At 71.1% G+C, this 18,931-nt stretch carries 18 protein-coding genes; 6 read left to right on the top strand and 12 right to left on the bottom strand.

Going from position 1 to position 18,931, the window contains the following annotated elements; all coding sequences use genetic code 11:
* Positions 1-25 precede the first annotated feature (25 nt).
* Genes DEJ01_RS08755 through DEJ01_RS08745 form a run of 3 tightly spaced genes read left to right on the top strand, consistent with a single transcriptional unit; the run spans position 26 to position 3,119 of the window.
* Complete coding sequence (locus DEJ01_RS08755; protein ID WP_111092746.1) at positions 26-1,060, top strand: acyl-CoA/acyl-ACP dehydrogenase; 1,035 nt, start codon at positions 26-28, stop codon at positions 1,058-1,060.
* Positions 1,057-2,412, top strand: coding sequence for a bifunctional PIG-L family deacetylase/class I SAM-dependent methyltransferase (locus DEJ01_RS08750; RefSeq protein ID WP_258375666.1), 1,356 nt, complete (start codon positions 1,057-1,059; stop codon positions 2,410-2,412). Before DEJ01_RS08755 ends, DEJ01_RS08750 begins: the two co-directional genes overlap by 4 nt.
* Positions 2,409-3,119, top strand: a complete 711-nt coding sequence (locus tag DEJ01_RS08745; protein WP_181438398.1) for a glycosyltransferase family 2 protein — start codon at positions 2,409-2,411, stop codon at positions 3,117-3,119. Before DEJ01_RS08750 ends, DEJ01_RS08745 begins: the two co-directional genes overlap by 4 nt.
* A 5-nt stretch (positions 3,120-3,124) precedes the next feature.
* On the opposite strand, the gene DEJ01_RS08740 is transcribed toward DEJ01_RS08745, so the two are convergent.
* The 6 genes from DEJ01_RS08740 to DEJ01_RS08715 are packed head-to-tail and all read right to left on the bottom strand — an operon-like array spanning position 3,125 to position 8,455.
* Entirely contained in the window at positions 3,125-4,003 is an 879-nt protein-coding gene (locus DEJ01_RS08740; protein ID WP_111092743.1) for a glycosyltransferase family 2 protein, read from the bottom strand.
* A complete protein-coding gene (locus DEJ01_RS08735) occupies positions 4,000-4,593 on the bottom strand; it encodes an HAD-IIIA family hydrolase (protein WP_181438397.1) in 594 nt (197 codons plus the stop codon). The genes DEJ01_RS08740 and DEJ01_RS08735 overlap by 4 nt, the downstream gene beginning before the upstream one ends.
* Entirely contained in the window at positions 4,577-5,551 is a 975-nt protein-coding gene (locus DEJ01_RS08730; protein WP_181436749.1) for a hypothetical protein, read from the bottom strand. The genes DEJ01_RS08735 and DEJ01_RS08730 overlap by 17 nt, the downstream gene beginning before the upstream one ends.
* Positions 5,548-6,183, bottom strand: coding sequence for an SIS domain-containing protein (locus DEJ01_RS08725; protein WP_181438396.1), 636 nt, complete (start codon positions 6,181-6,183; stop codon positions 5,548-5,550). The genes DEJ01_RS08730 and DEJ01_RS08725 overlap by 4 nt, the downstream gene beginning before the upstream one ends.
* A gap of 54 nt (positions 6,184-6,237) precedes the next feature.
* Complete coding sequence (locus DEJ01_RS18115; protein WP_181438395.1) at positions 6,238-7,023, bottom strand: sugar phosphate nucleotidyltransferase; 786 nt, start codon at positions 7,021-7,023, stop codon at positions 6,238-6,240.
* Positions 7,007-8,455, bottom strand: coding sequence for an oligosaccharide flippase family protein (locus tag DEJ01_RS08715; protein ID WP_258375667.1), 1,449 nt, complete (start codon positions 8,453-8,455; stop codon positions 7,007-7,009). Before DEJ01_RS08715 ends, DEJ01_RS18115 begins: the two co-directional genes overlap by 17 nt.
* 169 nt (positions 8,456-8,624) lie before the next feature.
* Between DEJ01_RS08715 and DEJ01_RS08710 the strand changes: the two genes are divergently transcribed.
* Together DEJ01_RS08710 and DEJ01_RS08705 are read left to right on the top strand one after the other, a co-directional pair.
* On the top strand, positions 8,625-10,166 hold the full coding sequence (locus DEJ01_RS08710; protein WP_111092739.1) for an ABC transporter permease: 1,542 nt from the start codon (positions 8,625-8,627) through the stop codon (positions 10,164-10,166).
* A gap of 101 nt (positions 10,167-10,267) precedes the next feature.
* Complete coding sequence (locus DEJ01_RS08705) at positions 10,268-10,945, top strand: ABC transporter ATP-binding protein (protein WP_071406345.1); 678 nt, start codon at positions 10,268-10,270, stop codon at positions 10,943-10,945.
* Positions 10,946-11,083: 138 nt separating this feature from the next.
* Here the strand turns inward: DEJ01_RS08705 and DEJ01_RS08700 are convergent, their stop codons facing one another.
* From DEJ01_RS08700 to DEJ01_RS08675, 6 genes are all read right to left on the bottom strand, one after another.
* Positions 11,084-12,031 (bottom strand): hypothetical protein, encoded by a 948-nt coding sequence (locus DEJ01_RS08700; RefSeq protein ID WP_111092738.1) that lies wholly within the window; start codon positions 12,029-12,031, stop codon positions 11,084-11,086.
* Between the two features lie 141 nt (positions 12,032-12,172).
* Entirely contained in the window at positions 12,173-13,012 is an 840-nt protein-coding gene (locus tag DEJ01_RS08695) for a carbohydrate ABC transporter permease (protein WP_071406325.1), read from the bottom strand.
* Positions 13,005-14,000, bottom strand: a complete 996-nt coding sequence (locus DEJ01_RS08690) for a carbohydrate ABC transporter permease (protein WP_017888646.1) — start codon at positions 13,998-14,000, stop codon at positions 13,005-13,007. The genes DEJ01_RS08695 and DEJ01_RS08690 overlap by 8 nt, the downstream gene beginning before the upstream one ends.
* A gap of 216 nt (positions 14,001-14,216) precedes the next feature.
* Positions 14,217-15,518 (bottom strand): sugar ABC transporter substrate-binding protein, encoded by a 1,302-nt coding sequence (locus DEJ01_RS08685; protein ID WP_071406324.1) that lies wholly within the window; start codon positions 15,516-15,518, stop codon positions 14,217-14,219.
* 114 nt (positions 15,519-15,632) lie between these two features.
* Positions 15,633-16,784, bottom strand: a complete 1,152-nt coding sequence (locus DEJ01_RS08680) for a Gfo/Idh/MocA family protein (RefSeq protein ID WP_071406323.1) — start codon at positions 16,782-16,784, stop codon at positions 15,633-15,635.
* Positions 16,781-17,527 (bottom strand): sugar phosphate isomerase/epimerase, encoded by a 747-nt coding sequence (locus DEJ01_RS08675; RefSeq protein WP_071406322.1) that lies wholly within the window; start codon positions 17,525-17,527, stop codon positions 16,781-16,783. The genes DEJ01_RS08680 and DEJ01_RS08675 overlap by 4 nt, the downstream gene beginning before the upstream one ends.
* 144 nt (positions 17,528-17,671) lie before the next feature.
* On the opposite strand from DEJ01_RS08675, the gene DEJ01_RS08670 reads away from it, so the two are divergent.
* Positions 17,672-18,883 carry an ROK family transcriptional regulator gene (locus DEJ01_RS08670; RefSeq protein ID WP_110863395.1) on the top strand — a complete coding sequence of 404 codons (1,212 nt, stop codon included), beginning with the start codon at positions 17,672-17,674 and terminating at the stop codon, positions 18,881-18,883.
* Positions 18,884-18,931 lie beyond the last annotated feature (48 nt).

Below are 18,931 nucleotides of genomic sequence, written 5' to 3'. Positions count from 1 at the left end.
GTCTGCCGCTCCGTACGTTGGGAGCATGTTGCGATCTGCAGCCTGGCCCCCGTCGGCCCGGCACCTGGACACCGCGCGGATCGAACGGACGACCGGGAGGCCCGGCTCGCCACCGACGGACCGCCTCGCGGTCGCGCGGGCGGTCGCCGCCACCACCCCACCCCTGTCCGCCAGCACGGCCGGCGGGTTCTTCGGCACGCTCGCCGCGGTCGCCGCGGCGGACGTCGCCACCGCCCGCACCGTCGAACCGCACCTGGACGCGCTCGGGATCCTCGCGCAGGCCGGGGTCGACGCCCCGGACCGCTCGACCTGGGGCGTCTTCGCGGCCGAGGGGCCGGGCCTCCGGCTCGACGCCGCACCACAGCAGGACGGCACGGTCCTGCTGCGCGGCACGAAGCCGTGGTGCTCGCTCGCCTCGACGCTCTCGCACGCCCTGGTCACCGCGCATCTGGGTGACGAGCGGGTCCTCGTCGCCGTGGACCTGCGACAGCACGGTGTCACCGCGCACGACGAGGCCTGGGTCGCACGCGGCATGCCGGACCTGCCGAGCGGTCCGGTCGACTTCGACGGCGTCCGGGCACGACCCGTCGGCGCACCCGGCTGGTACCTGCGACGCCCGGGCTTCGCCTGGGGCGGCATCGGCGTCGCGGCCTGCTGGTGGGGCGGTGCGGTCGGGCTCGCCCGGGTGCTCCGGGACACCGCGGCCGCACACCCGGAGTCCGAGCTGCTGCAGGCCGCCCTCGGCGCCACCGTGGCCGACCTCGCCGACGCCGAGGACGCCCTCGCCGACGCCGCCGCCCGGATCGACGGGTCCGACCAGGGTTCCGACGACACCGACTGGCGGCTGCTCGCCCAGACCGTCCGGTCGCGGGTACGCCGTTCGGTCGACGCCGTGCGCGAGCGGGTGGTCTCGACGATCGGCCCGGCACCGCTGACCGCCGACCCCGCAGTCGCCGCACGGGTCGCCGACCTCGAGCTCTACGTCCTGCAGGACCACGGCGCGCGGGACCTCGCCCGCATCGGCCGGATGGTGCTCGAGCGGGGCGGCGTCGCGTGGTGAGCTTCGACCACCGCGAGCCGGGCACCGACCCGGCGGCGTGGACGGGGTTCCTCGACGGCCTCGACACACCGGCGATCGACCTGGCCGGCACCGGGTCGGTGGTGGTCGTCGCGCCCCACCCCGACGACGAGACCCTCGGCGCCGGTGGGCTGATCGCGGCCGCTGCAGCGGTCGGCATCCCCGTGCACGTGCTGCTCCTCACCCGCGGCGAGCGCTCCCACCCGGACTCCCCCACGACGACCCCGGAGGCACTCGCCACCGCCCGTGACGACGAGTTCGTGGCGGCCCTGCGCACCCTGCACCCCGACGTGACGTCGACGTCGGTGGGGATCCCGGACGGCGCGACCCGCGAACACCGAGACCGTGTCGTCGACAGCCTCGACACCGTGCTCGCCGATGCCGCCCGCCCCGTGCTGCTCGTCGCGCCGTGGCGCGGGGACGGGCACCGCGACCACCGCATCGCCGGCGAGGTCGCCCAGGCCACTGCGGCGAGCGCCTCCGACGTCGACCTGCTCGCGTACCCGATCTGGGCCTGGCACTGGGACGACCCGGACCACTCCGTCGCCCCGTGGGACGACGTCCGGGCCCTCGCGCTGCCCGACGACCTCGTCGCCCGGAAGCGTTCCGCTCTCGACGCCTATCCGTCGCAGACCCGGCCCCTGTCGGACGCACCGGGAGACGAGGCGATCGTCGACGACCGGCACGCCGCCCACCACCTGCGGACGACGGAGTGGTTCTTCGCACCGGGGTCCGCCGCGTCGCGGTCGCGCGAGTCGTTCGACGCCCACTACGACCGGAAGCCCGAGGGGTGGGACTTCGACGGGTCCTGGTACGAGCAGCGCAAGCGGGCCGTGACGCTGGCGGCGCTCCCCCGCCCGCGCTACCGGTCGGCGCTCGAGCTCGGCTGCGCCACCGGGGTCCTGACGGCCGCCCTCGCCGAACGCGCGGACGACGTGCTCGGCACCGACATCTCGGCGGCGCCGCTGGAGCGTGCTGCCCACCGTGCCCCGACCGCGCGGTTCGTGCAGGCGGCCCTGCCGGCGGAGTGGCCGGACGGGCGCTGGGACCTGGTGGTGATGTCCGAGGTCGGGTACTACCTGTCGCCCGCCGACCTCGACGCGACGATCGACCGTGTGCTCGGGTCGCTCGACGACGACGGCGTGCTCGTAGCCTGCCACTGGCGACACCCCGACGACGAGGCCGTGTCGAGCGGTGACGCGGTGGACGCGCGGCTGACCGAACGGTGGCCGCGTCCCGCTCTGCTCCGGCACGTGGAGGAGGACTTCGTCCTGAGTGTCCTGCCCGGCCCGGCGGTCACCTCGGTGGCCCGGGCCGAGGGGATCATCCGGTGACGCGACCGGAACAGCGTGCACGCATCGACGTCGTCGTCCCCGCGCACGACGAGGCTGACCGGATCGCCGCGTGCCTCGACGCGCTCCTGGTGGCCGTCGACCGGCTCGCCGCGGAGCGACCCGGATTCGACGCCGCCGTCACGGTGGTGCTCGACGGTTGCACGGACGGCACCGCTTCGGTGGTTGATCGGTACCCCGTCGACGTCCTGACCACGGACCGTGTCGGGGTCGGTCGGGCACGTACGATCGGGGCGACGCACGCGCTCCGTGCCCACGACGGCGATCCGGCTGCCCGGTGGCTCGCCCACACCGACGCCGATTCGCGCGTGCACGAACGGTGGCTCGTCCAGCAGTCCGACGCCCTCGCCGGTGGTGCGCAGGTGCTCGTCGGTGCCGTCGTCCCCGACCCGGACGACCTGGCGCCCGCGGTGCTCGACCGCTGGACGCGGGCGCACCCGCCCGGCGCTGCCCTCGGGCACGTGCACGGCGCGAACCTCGGCGTGCTCGCCGCGGCGTACGTCAGCCTCGGCGGGTTCGACCCCGTGCCCGAACACGAGGACGCGCGGCTGGTGGCCCGGGCGCGGGCGCTCGGCTTCCGGGTGGACGCCACCGTCGACCTGCCCGTGGTGACGAGCGGGCGCTTCGCCGGCCGGACGCCCGGCGGCTACGCGGAGCACCTGCGCCAGCGGTACGGCGACGTCGGCTGACCGCCCTAGGTGGAGGTCGGTCGCCGACCGGTCCAACGCTCCACCCAGCCGGCGACCGTCCCGAGGCGGATCGCCGCAGCACGTCGTCGCCGCCGGCCGAACGGAGCCCGGACGAGCGCCCACCCGGTGGCGAGGAGGTGACGGAGGACCTCGCGCGGGCGCCAGGCGGCACCGTGCGCTCGGTGCTTGTCGACGAGGACGCGGTCCCAGCGCGCGTAGTGCCGGTTGTTCCGGAACAGCTCCCGCGTGCCTCGGCGGAGCCGGTACTGCACCGACGCGGACGGCTCGAAGTGCGTCGGGAACCCGAGGTACGTCGCACGCCATGCCAGGTCGATGTCCTCGGCGGCACCGAGCGACGTGTCGAACCCACCGGTGGCCTCGAGGACGGTGCGCCGCATGCCGAGGTTGGCAGCGGACGTGTGCGGGAGGTGCCCGAACCGCACGATCGGCCATGCCTGCTCGGGCGCTTCCCACATCCACGGCTCGTTCAGTGCCTCGTGCAGCAGCGGCCCCGTGCAGACACCGGCGTCAGCCAACCCCCGGACCATCCCCTCGATCCAGGAGTCCGCGACGACGTCGTCAGCGTCGCAGAACAGCACGAGGTCGGCACGGAGCGCACGCCAGCCGGCGTTCCGTGCCGGGGCAGCGCCTCGGATCGCGGACGAGTCGATGGAACGGACCGTCCAGCCGCTCGGCCACGTCACGGCCGCGATGCGCGCGTCGACCAGGTGGCGGGGTTCACCGTTGCAGCTGACCACGATCTCGACGGGTCCGGTCCACGTCTGCCGGGCGAGTGCCGCGAACTGCGGGCCGAGCTCGACGGTGGTGCGCTGCCCGACCGGGATGACGACGCCGACCGTGGGCTGCGGTGAGACGCCGCTCATCGTGCGGGGTCCCGTCGACCGGCCGTCGCGCCGATCATCGTGGCCGCCGTGGTGATCCCGGCGGCAGGGGTCACGCCCGTGGCGTGGAGGTCACCGACGAGGACACCGCCGGCGAGCCCGGCGGCTCGACCGCAGGCGAGGTCGGACGGCCGGTCGCCGACGATCCACGATCCGGCGAGCCGGATGCCGAACGCTGCTGCTGCTGCCAGGACCATCCCGGGTCCGGGCTTCCGCCAGGGGTCCGGGTCGCCGGGCAGCCGAGCACTCCCGACCATCACGTCGACGTCCGCGCCGTGGGACTGCATGGCTCGGCGGATGTGCCCGTTCACGGTGTCGAAACCGGACCAGTCGTACCAGCCTCGGGCGATGCCGCTCTGGTTCGTCACGACGACCACCGGGACACCGTCGCGCCAGGCCCTCGCGGCCGCTTCGATCGCGTCGGGGACGAGCTCGGTGCGATCGAGCGACCCGACGTGCCCGTGGTCGACGACGAGCACGCCGTCCCGGTCGAGGAAGAGTGCGTCGACGCCGTCGAGCGGCCGTTCGGAGTGCCGTTCCAGCGACCGGTGGCGGTCACGCGAGACGGACACGGGTCCCGGTCTCCGAGAAGGCGAAGGGGACGACCCGTTCGGGACCGAGGGCACGGACGAACGCAGCACGCTCGGACGGGGGCACGACGAACAGCATGTGTCCGCCACCGCCGGCACCGAGCAGCTTCCCGCCGGTGGCCCCGAGCGTGCGACCGTGCTCGTACAGGTCGATGACGGGGCTCGCTGTCGTTCCGAGCACCTCGGCCTTGAGCATCCATGCCTCGTGCAGTGCGGGGCCGAAGGAGTCCGTGCGGCCGGTGGCGAGCTCGTCGCCCATCACCCGGGCGAGCTCCACCATCCGCGTCACGCGGTCCCGCGTTCCGCCCGGCTGCGACATCGTGCGGGCCTGGCGGCCGAGTTGCTTCCCGGCATCCCGCCCGATGAGGGTGTCGACCAGCACGAGCGACGACTCGAGTTCGTGTCGGGCCTTGGCCGGCATGTCGATCGACGTCGCGATCGTCGAGCCGTCGGTGTCGAAGTCGTACCGACGGAGTCCCCCGTGGGCGGACGCGGTCTGGTCCTGCAGCCCCACCGGACGCGCGCACCGGATCATCTCGATCTCACTGGCCGTGGCGGCGAGCGCGCTCGGCTCGAGGTCGACACCGCGGAGTGCCGCCAACCCCGCGACCAGGCTGGTGACGACCGCGCCCGATGTCCCGAGGCCGGTACCGGAGCTCCGGACGTCGGAGTGGATCGAGACGTCGACCGGGACCGCCGGGGTGTCGTGCAGCAGGGCTTCGCGCACGAAGTCGTGCTCGATGGCTGCCGGGGTGTCCACCGTCTGCACACCGTCGGTCGCGACGCGGATCCCGCCACGTGCACGGGGCCGGATGACGGTCTCGACGGCGAGGTCGATCGTGGTGCTGACCACACACCCGGGCTGCTCGGAGAAGTACGCGGGGAGGTCGCTGCCCCCACCGAAGAAGGAGACGCGGAGCGGTGAACGAGCGATGATCACGAGCGAGCGACCTGGACGCCGGCGACGAAGGCCCTGGTGAGCGCGTGGTGGTACGCGACGTGGAAGTCCTCGATGACGTCGATGTCGCAGGACGGCACCACGGCTGCCACGTCGACGACGTCGAGGATCGGTGGGAGTGCCTGCATCGCCCCGGTGAAGGCGAGTGTGACGGCACCGCGGTCGCGGGCGAAGTCGAGCGCGCGCAGCACGTTGGTGGACCCCCCGGAGGCGCTGAGGCCGAACACGACGTCCCCGGTGCGCATGAGGACCCGCAGCTGCTCGAGGAAGACGTCGTCGTAGTCGAAGTCGTTGCCGACGGCGGTCATCATGGCTGCGTTGTCGGTCAGTGCGAGGATCCGGAGCCGCTCGGCGACCGGAGCGAGCGGGTCGGCCTGCCGGGTCGGAGCCAGGCTCTTCGCGAGGTCGGCCGCCATGTGGCTCGCCAACGCCGCGCAGGCCCCGTTGCCGAAGACGTAGACCGAGCGTCCGTCGCGGTGCGCGTCGACGAGCACGGCCGCGATGCGCGCGATCTCGTCGACGGGGAACCGACGGGCGAACCGGTCGATCTGGACGGAGTACGCCTCGACGATCTGCGCGGCGGCCCGCAGGTCAGGGGCTGTGGTGGTGAGCATGGCTGTCCTTCGTTCGATGACGACAGCCAGCATACCTATTGCACATGCAAAATATCAACGCGTGATGGCAACCGCTGCGGCGAACGCGGCCGTGTAGCCGTCGATCGACCCGGTCTCGTGCCAGTCGCCGTGGATCTCCGCGGCCTGCACGCCGCCGCCGAGTGCGAGCGCCCCGAGCGCAGCACTGAGGTAGAGCTCCCCGTCGGCCGCGGGGGCGACGTCGCGGAGCGCACCGAGCACCGCGGGCGTGACCACGTACCCGCCGACCGAAGCGAGCCCGTCGACGGGTGGGTCGACCGGCTTCTCGACGAGTTCCACGACCCTCCCGCCGGGGTCCACGCGGGCGACACCGCAGCGCCGGAGCGCCGCACGAGGCGCCCGCACGACTGCGATGACGGGGAGTCCGGTGCTGCGGTGACGGTCGAGGACGACGGCGCTCCGGTTCTCGCCGAAGACGACCTCGTCACCCCAGAGCACGAGGAAGGACTCGTCGTGCACCCGAGTCGCAGCCGACAGGATCGCTCCCCCGTTGCCCGGCCCGGCGGTCTGGAGACAGGTCTCCAGCTCGATGCCGCGAGCTCGGGCTTCCGGCCGGAGGACGTCCGTGACGTAGTCGTTCAGCCCCGTCTTGTCCGGCCGTGTGACGAGGACGATGCGGTCGATCCCGGCGCCGATCAGTTCGTCGACCACGATGTCCAGCGTCGGCCGGTCGCCGAGTGGCAGCAGCTCCTTCGGGATCGCACGCGTCAGGCGACCGAGTCGGGTGCCCCGCCCGGCCGCGGGGATGACGGCCGTCCGTACGGGTGGGACCGGGGTGACGGGATCAGGGAACTGGGCCACGAGCGAGCGCCTTCCTGGGACGGGAACGGGGAGGTCGACGGCGCCGACGGGGTAGGGCCGACCGGACGTCGGGGAACACGAGGGCGACGAACAGCGCTGCGAGCGCCCCGAGGAGGCCCGGCAGGAGCACGGAGCCGATGGGATCAGCACCGACGCTGCCCCGGACCGCGACCGACACGAGGACCGCGGCGCTCGTGGCCGCAGCTGCGGGGAGGACGGGGAGGCCGAGGTCGCGCACCCGCAGTCCGGAGCCCCGCGTCGCCACCAGGAAGGCGGGCACCACGAGACAGCTACAGGCGATCGCGTACCCCGCGGCCATGCCCGTCGGCCCCCAGACGGTGCCGAGCACGAGGGCGCCGACGACGGCCGGCTGGGTGACCAGTGCCCAGCGGACCTGTCGCCCTGAACGGCCGCTGGCGATGAAGTACCAGACGGCACCGAACCCGAGCGCCTGTGCTCCGCCCGCGACGACGAGGAACGGCAAGAGCGCGGCCGAGCCGAGCCACTCGACCCCGAACAGCAGGCGGACGATCGGGTCGGCGAGCACTCCGAGTACGGCGAGGACCGGCCAGGCCAGGAGCGTCACCGTGCCGACGAGTCGTCGGAACCGGTTGCGGAGCACGACGGCGTCGATGCCGACCATCGCCGGGATCGCGATGCGCTGGACCGCCGCCCCGATCTGGTCCAGCGGCAAGGTCATCAGCTGCATGGCCTGGACGTACAGGCCGGATGCCGCCGGACCGAAGAGCACGGCCACCAGCACGCGGTCACCCGCCCGCGCGACGACCGAGACCACCTGGACCAACGACACGTCCCGCGCGAGCGCGGCCATGGTCCGGATCGATCGCCACGATGCCGCAACGCCGCGGGGAACCCGACGCAGGACGACGACGCCGACGGTGATGACGACCCAGACGGCCACCACCTGCGACACCATCGCGACGGGCCCGGCGCCGGCGAGTGCGAGTGCGATCGACACGACGGAACCGAGCACGACGGCGATCGACTCGACGAGTGCGACCCGCCCCATCTCGTGGTCGCGCACCATCGCGGCGATCGGGACGGCGACGAAGCCGGCGAGCGGGAAGGCCACCGCGACCGCGAGGAGCAGTCCACCAGAGGGCGACGACGGCAACGCCCCGCGGACCAGGAGTCCAGCGACGGCGACGAGACCCCCCAGCAGGAGCCCCGTCGCGGCACTGGCGCGGTGGAGCGCGACGTGGACGTCCGCCGGATGGACACCGGAGCGGAGGACGACCGCGGCGAACCCACTGTTCCGTACCAGCTCGAGGACGACACCGAGCGCGAGGACCGCTGCGGCGAGACCGTAGGCGTCCGGCCCCAGCACGCGGGCCACGACCACGTTCGAGACGATCTGCACGGAAGCCCGGAACGTGGTTCCGGCGATGCTGAACACCCCACTCCGAACCATCGTCACATATGCAGAATATCACGTGTCGGCAAACGACATCGATTCGCTTACACGGTTCATCGGAAGCAACAGTGCTCGCCACAACAACGCTGCCTAGCTTCTCCTCCGTCGGCCCCGCCGCGTGCTCTGCGCGGCCGGTGACCCCAGCCGGCCACCACCGAGGAGAACCATGTTCCTGACCTACCTCAGGCGCGAACTCACGAACCGCAAGAAGCAGACGGTCATCATCGCAATCGGGATGGCCCTGGCCATCGCCCTCGTGGTGATCGTGTCGTCGATCTCGGGTGGCGTGCAGGCAGCGCAGTCGAGCGTCCTGCAGTCCGTCTACGGCGTCGGCACCGACATCACCGTCACCAAGACCGCGACGGCGTCGACGAACGGCGGGCGTCCGAGCTTCGACTTCGGCAGCCAGGGCGACAGCGACGACGAGAGCGGTTCGACCGACCTGGCGCAGTCGCGGCTCGCGGTCGCGCGCGGCACGAGCACCCTGAACGCCGCGAACCTGTCCACGATCACGAGCACCGACGGCGTCAAGGCCGCGACCGGTGTGCTGGCCCTCGAGAACAGCACGTTCTCCGGCCAGGTCCAGCAGCAGTCGACCGACGACAGCAGCACGGACAGCAGCAGCGACTCCAGCAGCGACAGCACCACCCAGCAGGGCCCGCCGAGCGGGGACACCGGCGGTGGCGGCGGGTTCGGCGGTGGGTCGTTCAGCGTCGACTCGTTCACGGTGACCGGCATCCCGGTGTCCGGCGCGACGGTCGGTCCGCTCACGAGCACCGAGCTCACGAAGGGGCGCACCTTCGCCGCGAAGGACGCGGGCAAGGACGTCGTCGTGCTCGATGCGTCGTACGCGAAGAGCGAGTCGAAGGCGGTCGGCGACACGGTCGACATCGGCGGCACCGACTTCACCGTCATCGGCATCGTCAGCTCCACCGGCTCGGCCTCGACCACGGGCTCGAACACCTACATCCCGCTCGACACCGCGCAGGCGCTGGCCGACCTCGACGGCAAGGTCACCTCGATCTACGTCTCCGCCGAGTCCTCGTCCGACGTCAGCACGATCAAGTCCGCACTGCAGGCGAAGCTGACGAGCGCCACCGTCTCCACCGAGGCCGACCTGGCCTCGAGCGTGTCCGGGTCGCTCAGCACCGCGTCGAGCCTGGTCTCGAACCTCGGCAAGTGGCTGTCGATCGTGGTGCTCGCCGCGGCGTTCCTCATCGCGATCCTCTTCACGATCTCCGGCGTGACCCGCCGCACCCGCGAGTTCGGGACCCTCAAGGCGATCGGCTGGTCGAACGGCCGCATCACCCGACAGGTGGCCGGCGAGTCCCTGGTGCAGGGCCTGATCGGCGGCGTGCTCGGCGCCGCGGCCGGCCTGATCGGCATCCTCGTCGTGAACGTCATCAGTCCGACGATCTCGGCGAGCGCCTCGAGCACGACCGGCGGGGGTGCCGGTGGTGGCATGCCCGGCGGCGCAGCGACCGCGGCCGCGGGCAGCGGCACGACGGGCGGTGCACCGGCAGGAGGCTTCGGCGGCGGCGCGAGCACCTCGTCGACGACCGACGTGGTCCTGCACGCCCCGGTGACCGTCGAGATCATCCTGCTGGCGATCGGCCTCGCGATCCTCGGCGGCCTCATCGCCGGCGCGCTCGGCGGCTGGCGTGCGAGCCGGCTCCGTCCGGCCGAGGCGCTCCGGAGCGTGGCCTGATGCCCGGCCGCACCGACACGACCGAACCGACGACAGGAGCAACCGTGACCAGCACCGACACCGCGACCGGCGAGGCGGAGGCGAGCCGTGCCTCCAGTCCGATGTACCGGCTGACGAACGTCAGCAAGACCTACCAGCAGAAGAACCGGACCGTCACCGCCCTGACGAACGTCCACCTGACGATCCCGCAGGGGCAGCTCGTGGCCGTGCAGGGGCCGACCGGCGGCGGCAAGTCGACGCTGCTGCAGATGCTCGGGGCACTCGACCGGCCGAGTGCCGGGTCGATCCACCTCGGTGGCGACCGCGACGTGGCGAAGCTCGGTGACGGCGCGCTGACCGACCTGCGGGCGACCGAGATCGGCTTCGTGTTCCAGAGCTTCAACCTGATCCCGACGCTGACGGCGCTCGAGAACGTCGAGACGGCGTTCGCGGGGTCGCTCGCGAACCGGTCGCGGAGCGAGGTCCGCGAGCGTGCGGTCGCCGCGCTCCGCGAGGTCGGTCTGGGTGAGCGGATGGAGCACCTGCCGGCCGAGCTGTCCGGCGGACAGCAGCAGCGCGTGGCGATCGCCCGGGCGCTGGTGAAGAACCCGAGCGTGCTGCTCGCCGACGAGCCGACGGGTGCACTCGACGAGTCGACCCGCGACGAGATCATGGCGCTCATCGAGAAGCAGTGGCGGGAGCGCGGGCTGACCGTCGTCATCGTCACGCACGACTCGTGGGTCGCGAAGCGTGCCGAGCGGCGCCTGCACATCAAGCAGGGGCAGGTCCGCGAGGTCTAGCGGGGCGGGCGGGCGCAGGCGCGCGGGCAGGCGCGGGGCGTCCGATCGCGTTTCACGCTGAGCGACAGTCCACGCCTCTGGCGGCGCGTGGGCTGTCGCTCAGCGCGTGAAGACGCCGCCGACCCGCCGCCGCTGCCGCTACCCCGCCACCGGGTAGTCGCAGTACGCGAACCACGTCGAGTCCGGGGCCCACGGCGGCACGTTGACCGTCCCCTGGCCGCCGTCGAGGGCCACCAGGGTCTCGGGCTGGACCGCGATCCGGGCACCGCGGACGAGCGACCCCGGCAGCAGGCGCAGCTCGACGCGGTGGTCGGCCGGGTGGCCCTGCACGCCGGGCTCGTACGACAGGTAGAGCAGGTGTGCGGCGTCCGGGGACAGGTGCGGGAACCAGTTCACCCGGTCGTCGTTCGTCAGGCGGACCGGGCTGTCGTGCCCGGGCCAGCGCACGGCAAGCTGCGCGGTGCCGGGGGTGAACCGCTCGGTGTTCCAGAGCAGGATCCCGCCGGCCGGACTGATGGTGCAGCCGTCGTCGGGGTGCTCGTCCCGGGTGACGAACGTCGGCTCGCCGGTCTCCGCGTCGACCATCGCGACGTCGGTCGTCCAGACGCCGTCCTCGGACAGTTCCCCCACGATGGCGGCGAGGGCGCTGCCGTCGGGGGCGATGCCGTGCAGGTAGAACTTCCGTTTGGTGGGCAGGGCGGACGCGACGTCGGTGATCTGGGTCGCGGGGCCGCCCTCGGGCAGCGGAACGCGGTACAGCTCGCCGTCGCGGGCGCTCACCACGATGGAGCTGCCGGACGGGTCGAGCACGTGGTCGTTGTTGATCTCGTCGACGCCGTCCATCGGCACCGGCACGAGCGCGGTCTCGTCCAGCACGGTGCCGCTGTCGGCCAACGGCAGTCGCAGCAGCCACAGGTCGCCGTCGCCGTTGAGCACCAGGGTCTCGGCGTCCAGGACGTTCGGCGCCTCGACGAGCACCGTGGCCGACTCGAACACGAGCCGCGAGGTGCGGGACTCGACGTCGTACACGTGCACGCGGCTGGTCTGTCCGGGCAGCAGCTGCCGCCCGCGGGTCTCGTCGCTCATGGTTCCATCCTGTCGGTCGTCGGGTGGTCGGGGTCGGTAGGTCGTCGGGTGGGGAACGGCAAAACACCGGTGTCCACGCTGCACACCCCGTGATGCGGGGGCGTCGAGCGCGAACACCGGTGTCTTGCGGAAAGGCTCCGCCTACTTCACGGCACCCGCGGTCAGGCCGGCGACGAACTGGCGCTGGACCACGAGGAACGCGGCCACGACCGGGATCGACACGACGAGCGACGCCGCCATGACCTGGTTCCAGTACACGTTCGTCTGCGTCGAGTACTGCTGCAGACCGACCGCCAGGGTCGAGCCGAGGCCGTTCGTCATGACCGAGGCGAAGAGGACCTCACCCCAGGCCGTCATGAACGAGTAGATCCCCACCGCCACCAGACCCGGACGGGCCGACGGCAGGATGACCCGGAACAGCGCACCCATCGGGCCCGAACCGTCGACCATCGCGGCCTCGTCGAGTTCGCGCGGGATGGTCTCGAAGTACCCGGCCAGCATCCAGATCGAGAACGGGAGCGTGAACGTCAGGTACGTGATGATCAGGCCGAGCCACGACCCGACGAGCTGGATGCCGAGGGAGTTGCCGAGGTTCGTGAAGATCAGGAACAGCGGCAGCAGGAACAGCACGCCGGGGAACATCTGCGTGGAGAGCACCGCGGTGGTGAAGGTGCTCTTGCCCTTGAAGTTCCAGCGCGAGACACCGTAGGCGGCGAACGTCGCGATGATCAGCGAGAACACCGTCGCCACCGTGCAGACCACGAGCGAGTTGATGAAGTACCGACCGAGCGGCACCGTCGACCACATGTCGATGAACGGCTGGAAGGTGATCCGCGACGGGATCCACGTGAAGTTGTCCTGCACGTCGCCGAGGGGCTTGATGGCCGTGGTGATCATCACGTAGAGCGGCACGACCGTGAACAACGTCAGGACGACCAGGGTGATGATCTTGAAGGACTTGGCGCCAGTTGTCTCACGCACGGACGGACCTCCGGTTGGTCACGGCGAGGTAGATGCCGGTGACGACGAGCAGGAAGAGCAGGAGCAGGACGCTCATCGCGGCACCGGAACCGAAGTTCCAGGTGATGAACGACGCGTTGTAGATGTGGAAGCTCAGCAGGTCCGCGGCGGGTGGCTGCGCGGTCGAGCCGAACAGCACGAACGGCGTGTTGAAGTCGTTGAACGTCCACAGGAACATCACGAGCACGAGCGTCACGTTGACGGGGCGGACCATCGGCAGCGTGATCGAGCGCCACTGGCGGAACGGCTTGGCACCGTCGACCGAGGCGGCCTCGTACACGTCGTTCGGCACCGACTGCAGGCCGGCCATGAGCATCAGGAACGCGAACGGCCAGGTCTTCCAGATCGCCACGACGACGACGGCCACGAACGCGTTGTTGCCGATGAGCCAGAACGGGGCGTTGCCGCCGAACAGCCCGAGTTGGTCGACGAGCAGGTGGTTCAGGGCCCCCGAGTCACGCTGGAACATGAACTTCCAGGTGATGACGCCGGCGTACATCGGCAGCGCGTAGGGCACGAGGAACAGGGTGCGGAAGAGTCCGCGTCCGGCGAACGGCTTCTGCAGCGCGACGGCTGCGGCCATGCCGAAGGTCCAGGACAGCCCGACCACGAGGACTGTGAAGGCGCACGTGATGAGGAACGAGTTGAGGACCCCGCGGCCGATCGCCTGGTCGAAGTCGACGACGACCTGGTAGTTCCGGAACCCGGCGAAGGGCGCGGCACCCCAGTTCGCGATGAAGTACTTGGTGAGCTGGATGAACGAGATCCAGATGCCGGTGAGCATCGGGACGATGTGGATGAGCAGCTCGAACAGGATGGCCGGCGCGACGAGCGCGTAGGGCAGCCAGTGGGTCTTGCGCTTGCGACCTGGCGGACGGCCCGACATCGTCGGGGCCTTCGTGTGCGTCAGGTCGATGCGCTCCGAGTCGGGCAGGACCGTCGTGGACATCTGGTGGGGCCTTTCGGCAGGAGGGGCGTGCAGGTGCGGTCCGCGCGGCCGTGGCAGCGGCCGGGAGGCGCGGGGTGCGTGGGGCGTCAGCCGCACGGCCGACGCGTGGTCGGCTCCGGGGCGTGTGCCTCACGGCCGACGGGTGGTCGGCCCTGGAACGTCAGGGGCGGAGGCCCGGGCGCGTCCGTCGGACGCGACCCGGGCCTCCAGGGTGGATCAACCGGCGGCCTGGGACACCTGGTCCTGGGCGGTCTGCAGTGCCGACTTGATGTCGGCCTCGGAGACCTTGGAACCGGTCGCGATCTTGGCGAACATGTCGTTCATCGCCTTGCCGACCGTGGACTCGAACTGGTCCTCGGCGGGCACCAGCGGGAGCGGCTTCGCCTTGTTGTTGTAGATGTCGAGGAACGTCTTCGTCTGCTCGTCCGTGACGGAGTCAGCAGCCTCGGCGAGCACCGGCAGAGCCGAGTACGGCTTGTCCAGCGTCGTCTGCGTGTCCATGCTCGTCATGTACTTGACGAACTTGAGCGCGCCGTCCTTGTTCTTCGTGTTCTTGAAGACCGACAGGTTGATGCCAGCCGGGAACGAGGCGATCTGCTCGCCACCGCTCGGGGCGGGCAGCGCCACCACGCCGTACTCGGACGACTTCATGCCGAGGGACTCGATGGTCGCGTTCGCGTTGTTCTGGTTGAGGATGAACGCGGCCTTCTTCTTCGCGAAGTCCGTGGTCGACTGCGTCGCGTTGTCGTACTGCGCGTTCGACAGGTTGGCGACCTTCGAGTCCTGCATGAGGTCGAGGTAGCGCTTGATGCCGTCGACGTTGGCCTTCGAGGTGAAGGTCGGCTTGCCGTCCTTGTCGAACCACTCGCCACCGTTCTGCGCCGAGTTGATGAACGCGAAGTGCGAGTTCTCGGTGTAGGAACCACCCGCGAGGCTGAAGCCGTAGGTGTCACCCTTGGTCAGCTTCTCGGCGTCGGAGACCATCTCCTCCCACGTGGTGGGCGGGGTGATGCCGGCGTCCGACAGCATCTTCTTGTTGTAGTACAGGCCGTAGGCGAGGCCGTAGAGCGGGACGCTCGTGACCGTCTTGTCGGGCGCGCCACCGGTGGACAGGGCGACCTTGCCGAACTTGTCCTCACCGCCGATCGCCTTCATCTCGGCGTCACCGAACTCCTGGAAGGCGCCGGTGGCCTGGAGCGAGGTCGCCCAGGTGTTGCCGATGTTGACGACGTCCGGGCCCTGGCCCGAGGTGACGGCGGTCTGGATCTTGTTCTGCAGGTCGTTCCAGCCGATGACCTGGAGGTCGACCTTGATCCCGGTCTCCTTGGTGAACTTCTTGAGGACGGGGGTCAGCACCTCCTTGTCGTTCTGCAGGGACGTGCCCTGGTTGGACGCCCAGTAGGTGAGCGTCTTGGAGTCGCCGGAGTCGCCGGACGATCCGGAGGAGCAGGCTGCGAGGCCGGACACGGTGAGTGCGGCGGCCGCGGTGATGGCCAGTGCGCGGATGGCAGTGCGCATGACTCTCTACTTTCTCGTCGTTGAGATGGTGCAGGGGATGGTGCAGAGGTGGAGCTGGTGCTGCGGATGGTGCTGGTCGGGTGCTGCTGTGGGTTGCGGGCAGCGCCCCGGCGGTCAGGCCAGGGTGCGTTCCGCGGGGTCCCAGCCCTCGGGGAGGGTCGGGGAGGGCGACACGGTGCTCTCGACGAGCACCGCCTCGCCACGTTCTGCCGCCTCGGCGATGGAGACCATCACGTCGAGGACGTGGAAGGCGAGCGCACCGGGGACGCGGTTCTCGTCGCCGGCACGCAGCGAGCGGGCCAGGTCGACCACGCCGGTGCCACGCGAGTAGGTGGAGCCGACCGCGGGGATCGTCTCGGGCTCCTCGGAACCGAGGGCGTACAGTTCGGTGTCGCCGTCGAAGTTGTTCGGGTCGGGGAACACGACGGTGCCGGTCTCCCCCGCGATCTCGACGAAGCCGGTGCGGCCGCGGTCGGACTCGAACGAGAACACGCTCTGCGCACTCCCGCCGTTCTCGAACTCGATCAGCGCGGAGTGGTTCGTCGGGACGTCCACCGGGAACTCGGTGCCGGCCTTCGGTCCGGAACCGATGGTGCGGGTGGCGCGGGACTTCGACGCGGTGGCCGTGACCTTCTTCACCGGTCCGAACGTCTGGACGAGGGTGGTGATGTAGTACGGGCCGATGTCGAACAGCGGACCGGCACCGTACGCGAAGAGGAACTCGGGGCTCGGGTGCCACGACTCGGGTCCGGGGCTCTGGAAGAGCGTCAGGCCGTTCAGGGGCGTCCCGATGCGGCCGTCGCGGATGGTGCGGAGCGCGGTCTGCAGGCCGGCGCCGAGGAACGTGTCCGGGGCGACGCTGACGGTCTTGCCCGCGGCGGCCGCGGCGTCGCGGAGCTCCGCGGCGCTGGCACGGTCGAGGGCGTAGGGCTTCTCGCCCCAGACGTGCTTGCCGGCGGCCAGGGCCTGCAGCGCGACCTCGACGTGGGCGGCCGGGATCGTCAGGTTCACGACGATCTCGATGTCGTCGTCGGCCAGGAGCTCCTCGACGGTGCCCGATCCGGGGACGCCCCACTTCTCGGCCTGGGCGGCGGCGCGCGGCAGGTCGATGTCGGCGATGAAGCGGACGGTCACGTCGGGGAAGACGGTGAGGTTCGACAGGTACTGGTCCGAGATGACCCCGGCGCCGATGACACCGACGCCGACCGGGCCGGTGCGGGTGGTGCTGTCGGTCGCCGTCGCAGCGGCGGTCGTGGTGTCGGTCATGCGCGGGCCCCCTCGAGGAACGTGTAGGAGTCGGCGACGGCCTGGAAGACGTCACCCTCGTGGTCGTCGAGCTCGACGACGTGCAGTGCGTCGGGCGCCGCGGCGATGATGTCGCGGATCGGCATGATGCCGTTGCCGACGGCAACCTGCTGCTTGTCGTCGTGCGAGCCGTCGCCGTCCTTGACGTGCAGGAACTGGACCTTGTCGCCGTACTTGCCGATGACCGCGACCGGGTCGTCCCCGCCGACCTGCACCCAGTAGGTGTCGAGCTCGAGCACGACGTCGTCGGACAGGGCGTCGGCGAAGACCTCGTAGGCGCTGACACCGTCGATGCGGTTCGAGAACTCGAACGCGTGGTTGTGGTAACCGAGCACCAGGCCGTGGTCGGCGGCGCGCGGGGCGAGGGCGCTGAGTTCGCGGGCGATCGCCTCGACGTCCTCGCGGGTGGTCCAGCGGGACTCGTCGATGTGCGGGTCGATGAGGGTCCCGAAGCCGAGGGTGGTGGAGGCGTGGAAGATGCGCTCGAGGTCCTGCTCGCCGGCGTCCAGCAGACGGGCGTGGCCGCTCGGGGCGGCGAGGCCGGCGTCACGGAGGGCGGCGGCGAGTTCGTCGGCGTTGTCGACGAAGCCGAAGGCCTCGACGTTCGTGTAGCCGATGTCGGCGATGCGCTGCAGGGTGCCGGGCAGATCGGCACTGAGGGCATCGCGGACCGTGTAGAGCTGGACCGAGAGCGGTTGGGTCACCAGGGGTTCTCCTCGTCGAGATGGTGCGGTCGTCACTGACCGATCGTCACACTACGAGCACTTTTGTCGGCGGTCAAGCAGAAGTCCGAGGAATGTCGACGGACTTCATTGCGTGGCGCGAACGATGTGTGCTTCACTCCCCACATGGTCGACTTGAACCGGACGGCAGCGTCGCCTCCGGTCGGGACGAGCGAGCTCTTCCAGATCCTCCGCGACGGCGTGCCGCGCACCAGGGCCGAGCTCGCCGCACTGACAGGACTCGCACGCTCCACCATCGGCGTGCGCCTCGACTCCCTGATCGACATCGGGCTGGTCGGCGCCGTGGACACCGCTGTCTCCACCGGCGGACGTCCCCCCGCCCAGGTGGCGCTGAAGCCCCGTGCCCGGCTCGTGATCGCCGCCGACCTCGGGGCCTCGCACGGCCGTGTCGCCGTCACCGACCTGGTCGCGGCGCCACTCGCCACCCGCGAGGCCCGGATCGACATCGCCGCCGGTCCGGTACCGACGTTGTCCTGGCTCGTCGAGACGATCGACGACCTGCTCGCCGAGGTCGGGCGCAGTCGGCAGGACGTCATCGCGATTGGCATCGGCGTCCCCGGACCGGTCGAGTTCTCCACCGGCCGCCCGGCCAACCCGCCGATCATGCCCGGTTGGGACGGCTTCGACGTGCCCTCGTGGCTCCGTCAGCACATCGCCGCCCACGTCCTGCTCGACAACGACGTCAACATCGCGGCCCTCGGCGAGCGGGAGCACGGCTGGCCGGACGTCGACCACCTGCTGTTCGTGAAGGTCGCCACCGGCATCGGGTCCGGCATCGTCTCCGAAGGCCGGCTGCAGCGCGGCGCCCAGGGCACCGCGGGTGACATCGGCCACGTGCGGGTCTCCCGCGCCGGCGACGTCCCCTGCCACTGCGGCAACACCGGCTGCCTCGAGGCCGTGGCCTCCGGTCCGGCCATCGCCCGCGCCCTCCGTGCGAAGGGGCACGACGTGCACACGGGTGCGGACGTGATCGACCTGGTGAACCGGTCCGACCTCGACGCGATCTACGCCGTGCGACAGGCCGGTCGGGACATCGGCGAGGTCCTGGCGACCTGCATCTCGCTCATCAACCCGTCCGTCATCGCACTCGGCGGATCGATCACGCAGGCCGGTGAGCACCTGCTCGCCGGCGTCCGCGAGGTCGTCTACTCCCGCTCGATGCCCCTGGCCAGTGAGCACCTCGTCATCGTGCAGTCCCGCGCCGGGTCCCTCGCCGCGCTGCAGGGCGCCGCGGCCCTCGCCATCGGCTACGCCCTCTCCCCCGCCGGGGTCGACGAGCTGGTCGCGTTCGCCGAGGGGCGAGAACTCGTCTCCTGACGCACACGCGCGGTCGCGTGAGCGCGTCGGTTTCGGTCTTGCCGGTGG

Origin of the sequence: Curtobacterium sp. MCLR17_040 (assembly GCF_003234735.1) — a bacterium.
In the GTDB taxonomy this organism is placed as follows: domain Bacteria; phylum Actinomycetota; class Actinomycetes; order Actinomycetales; family Microbacteriaceae; genus Curtobacterium; species Curtobacterium flaccumfaciens.
The sequence above is the reverse complement of the archived record's forward strand: the minus strand, read 5'-3'. Positions and strand labels throughout refer to the sequence as shown.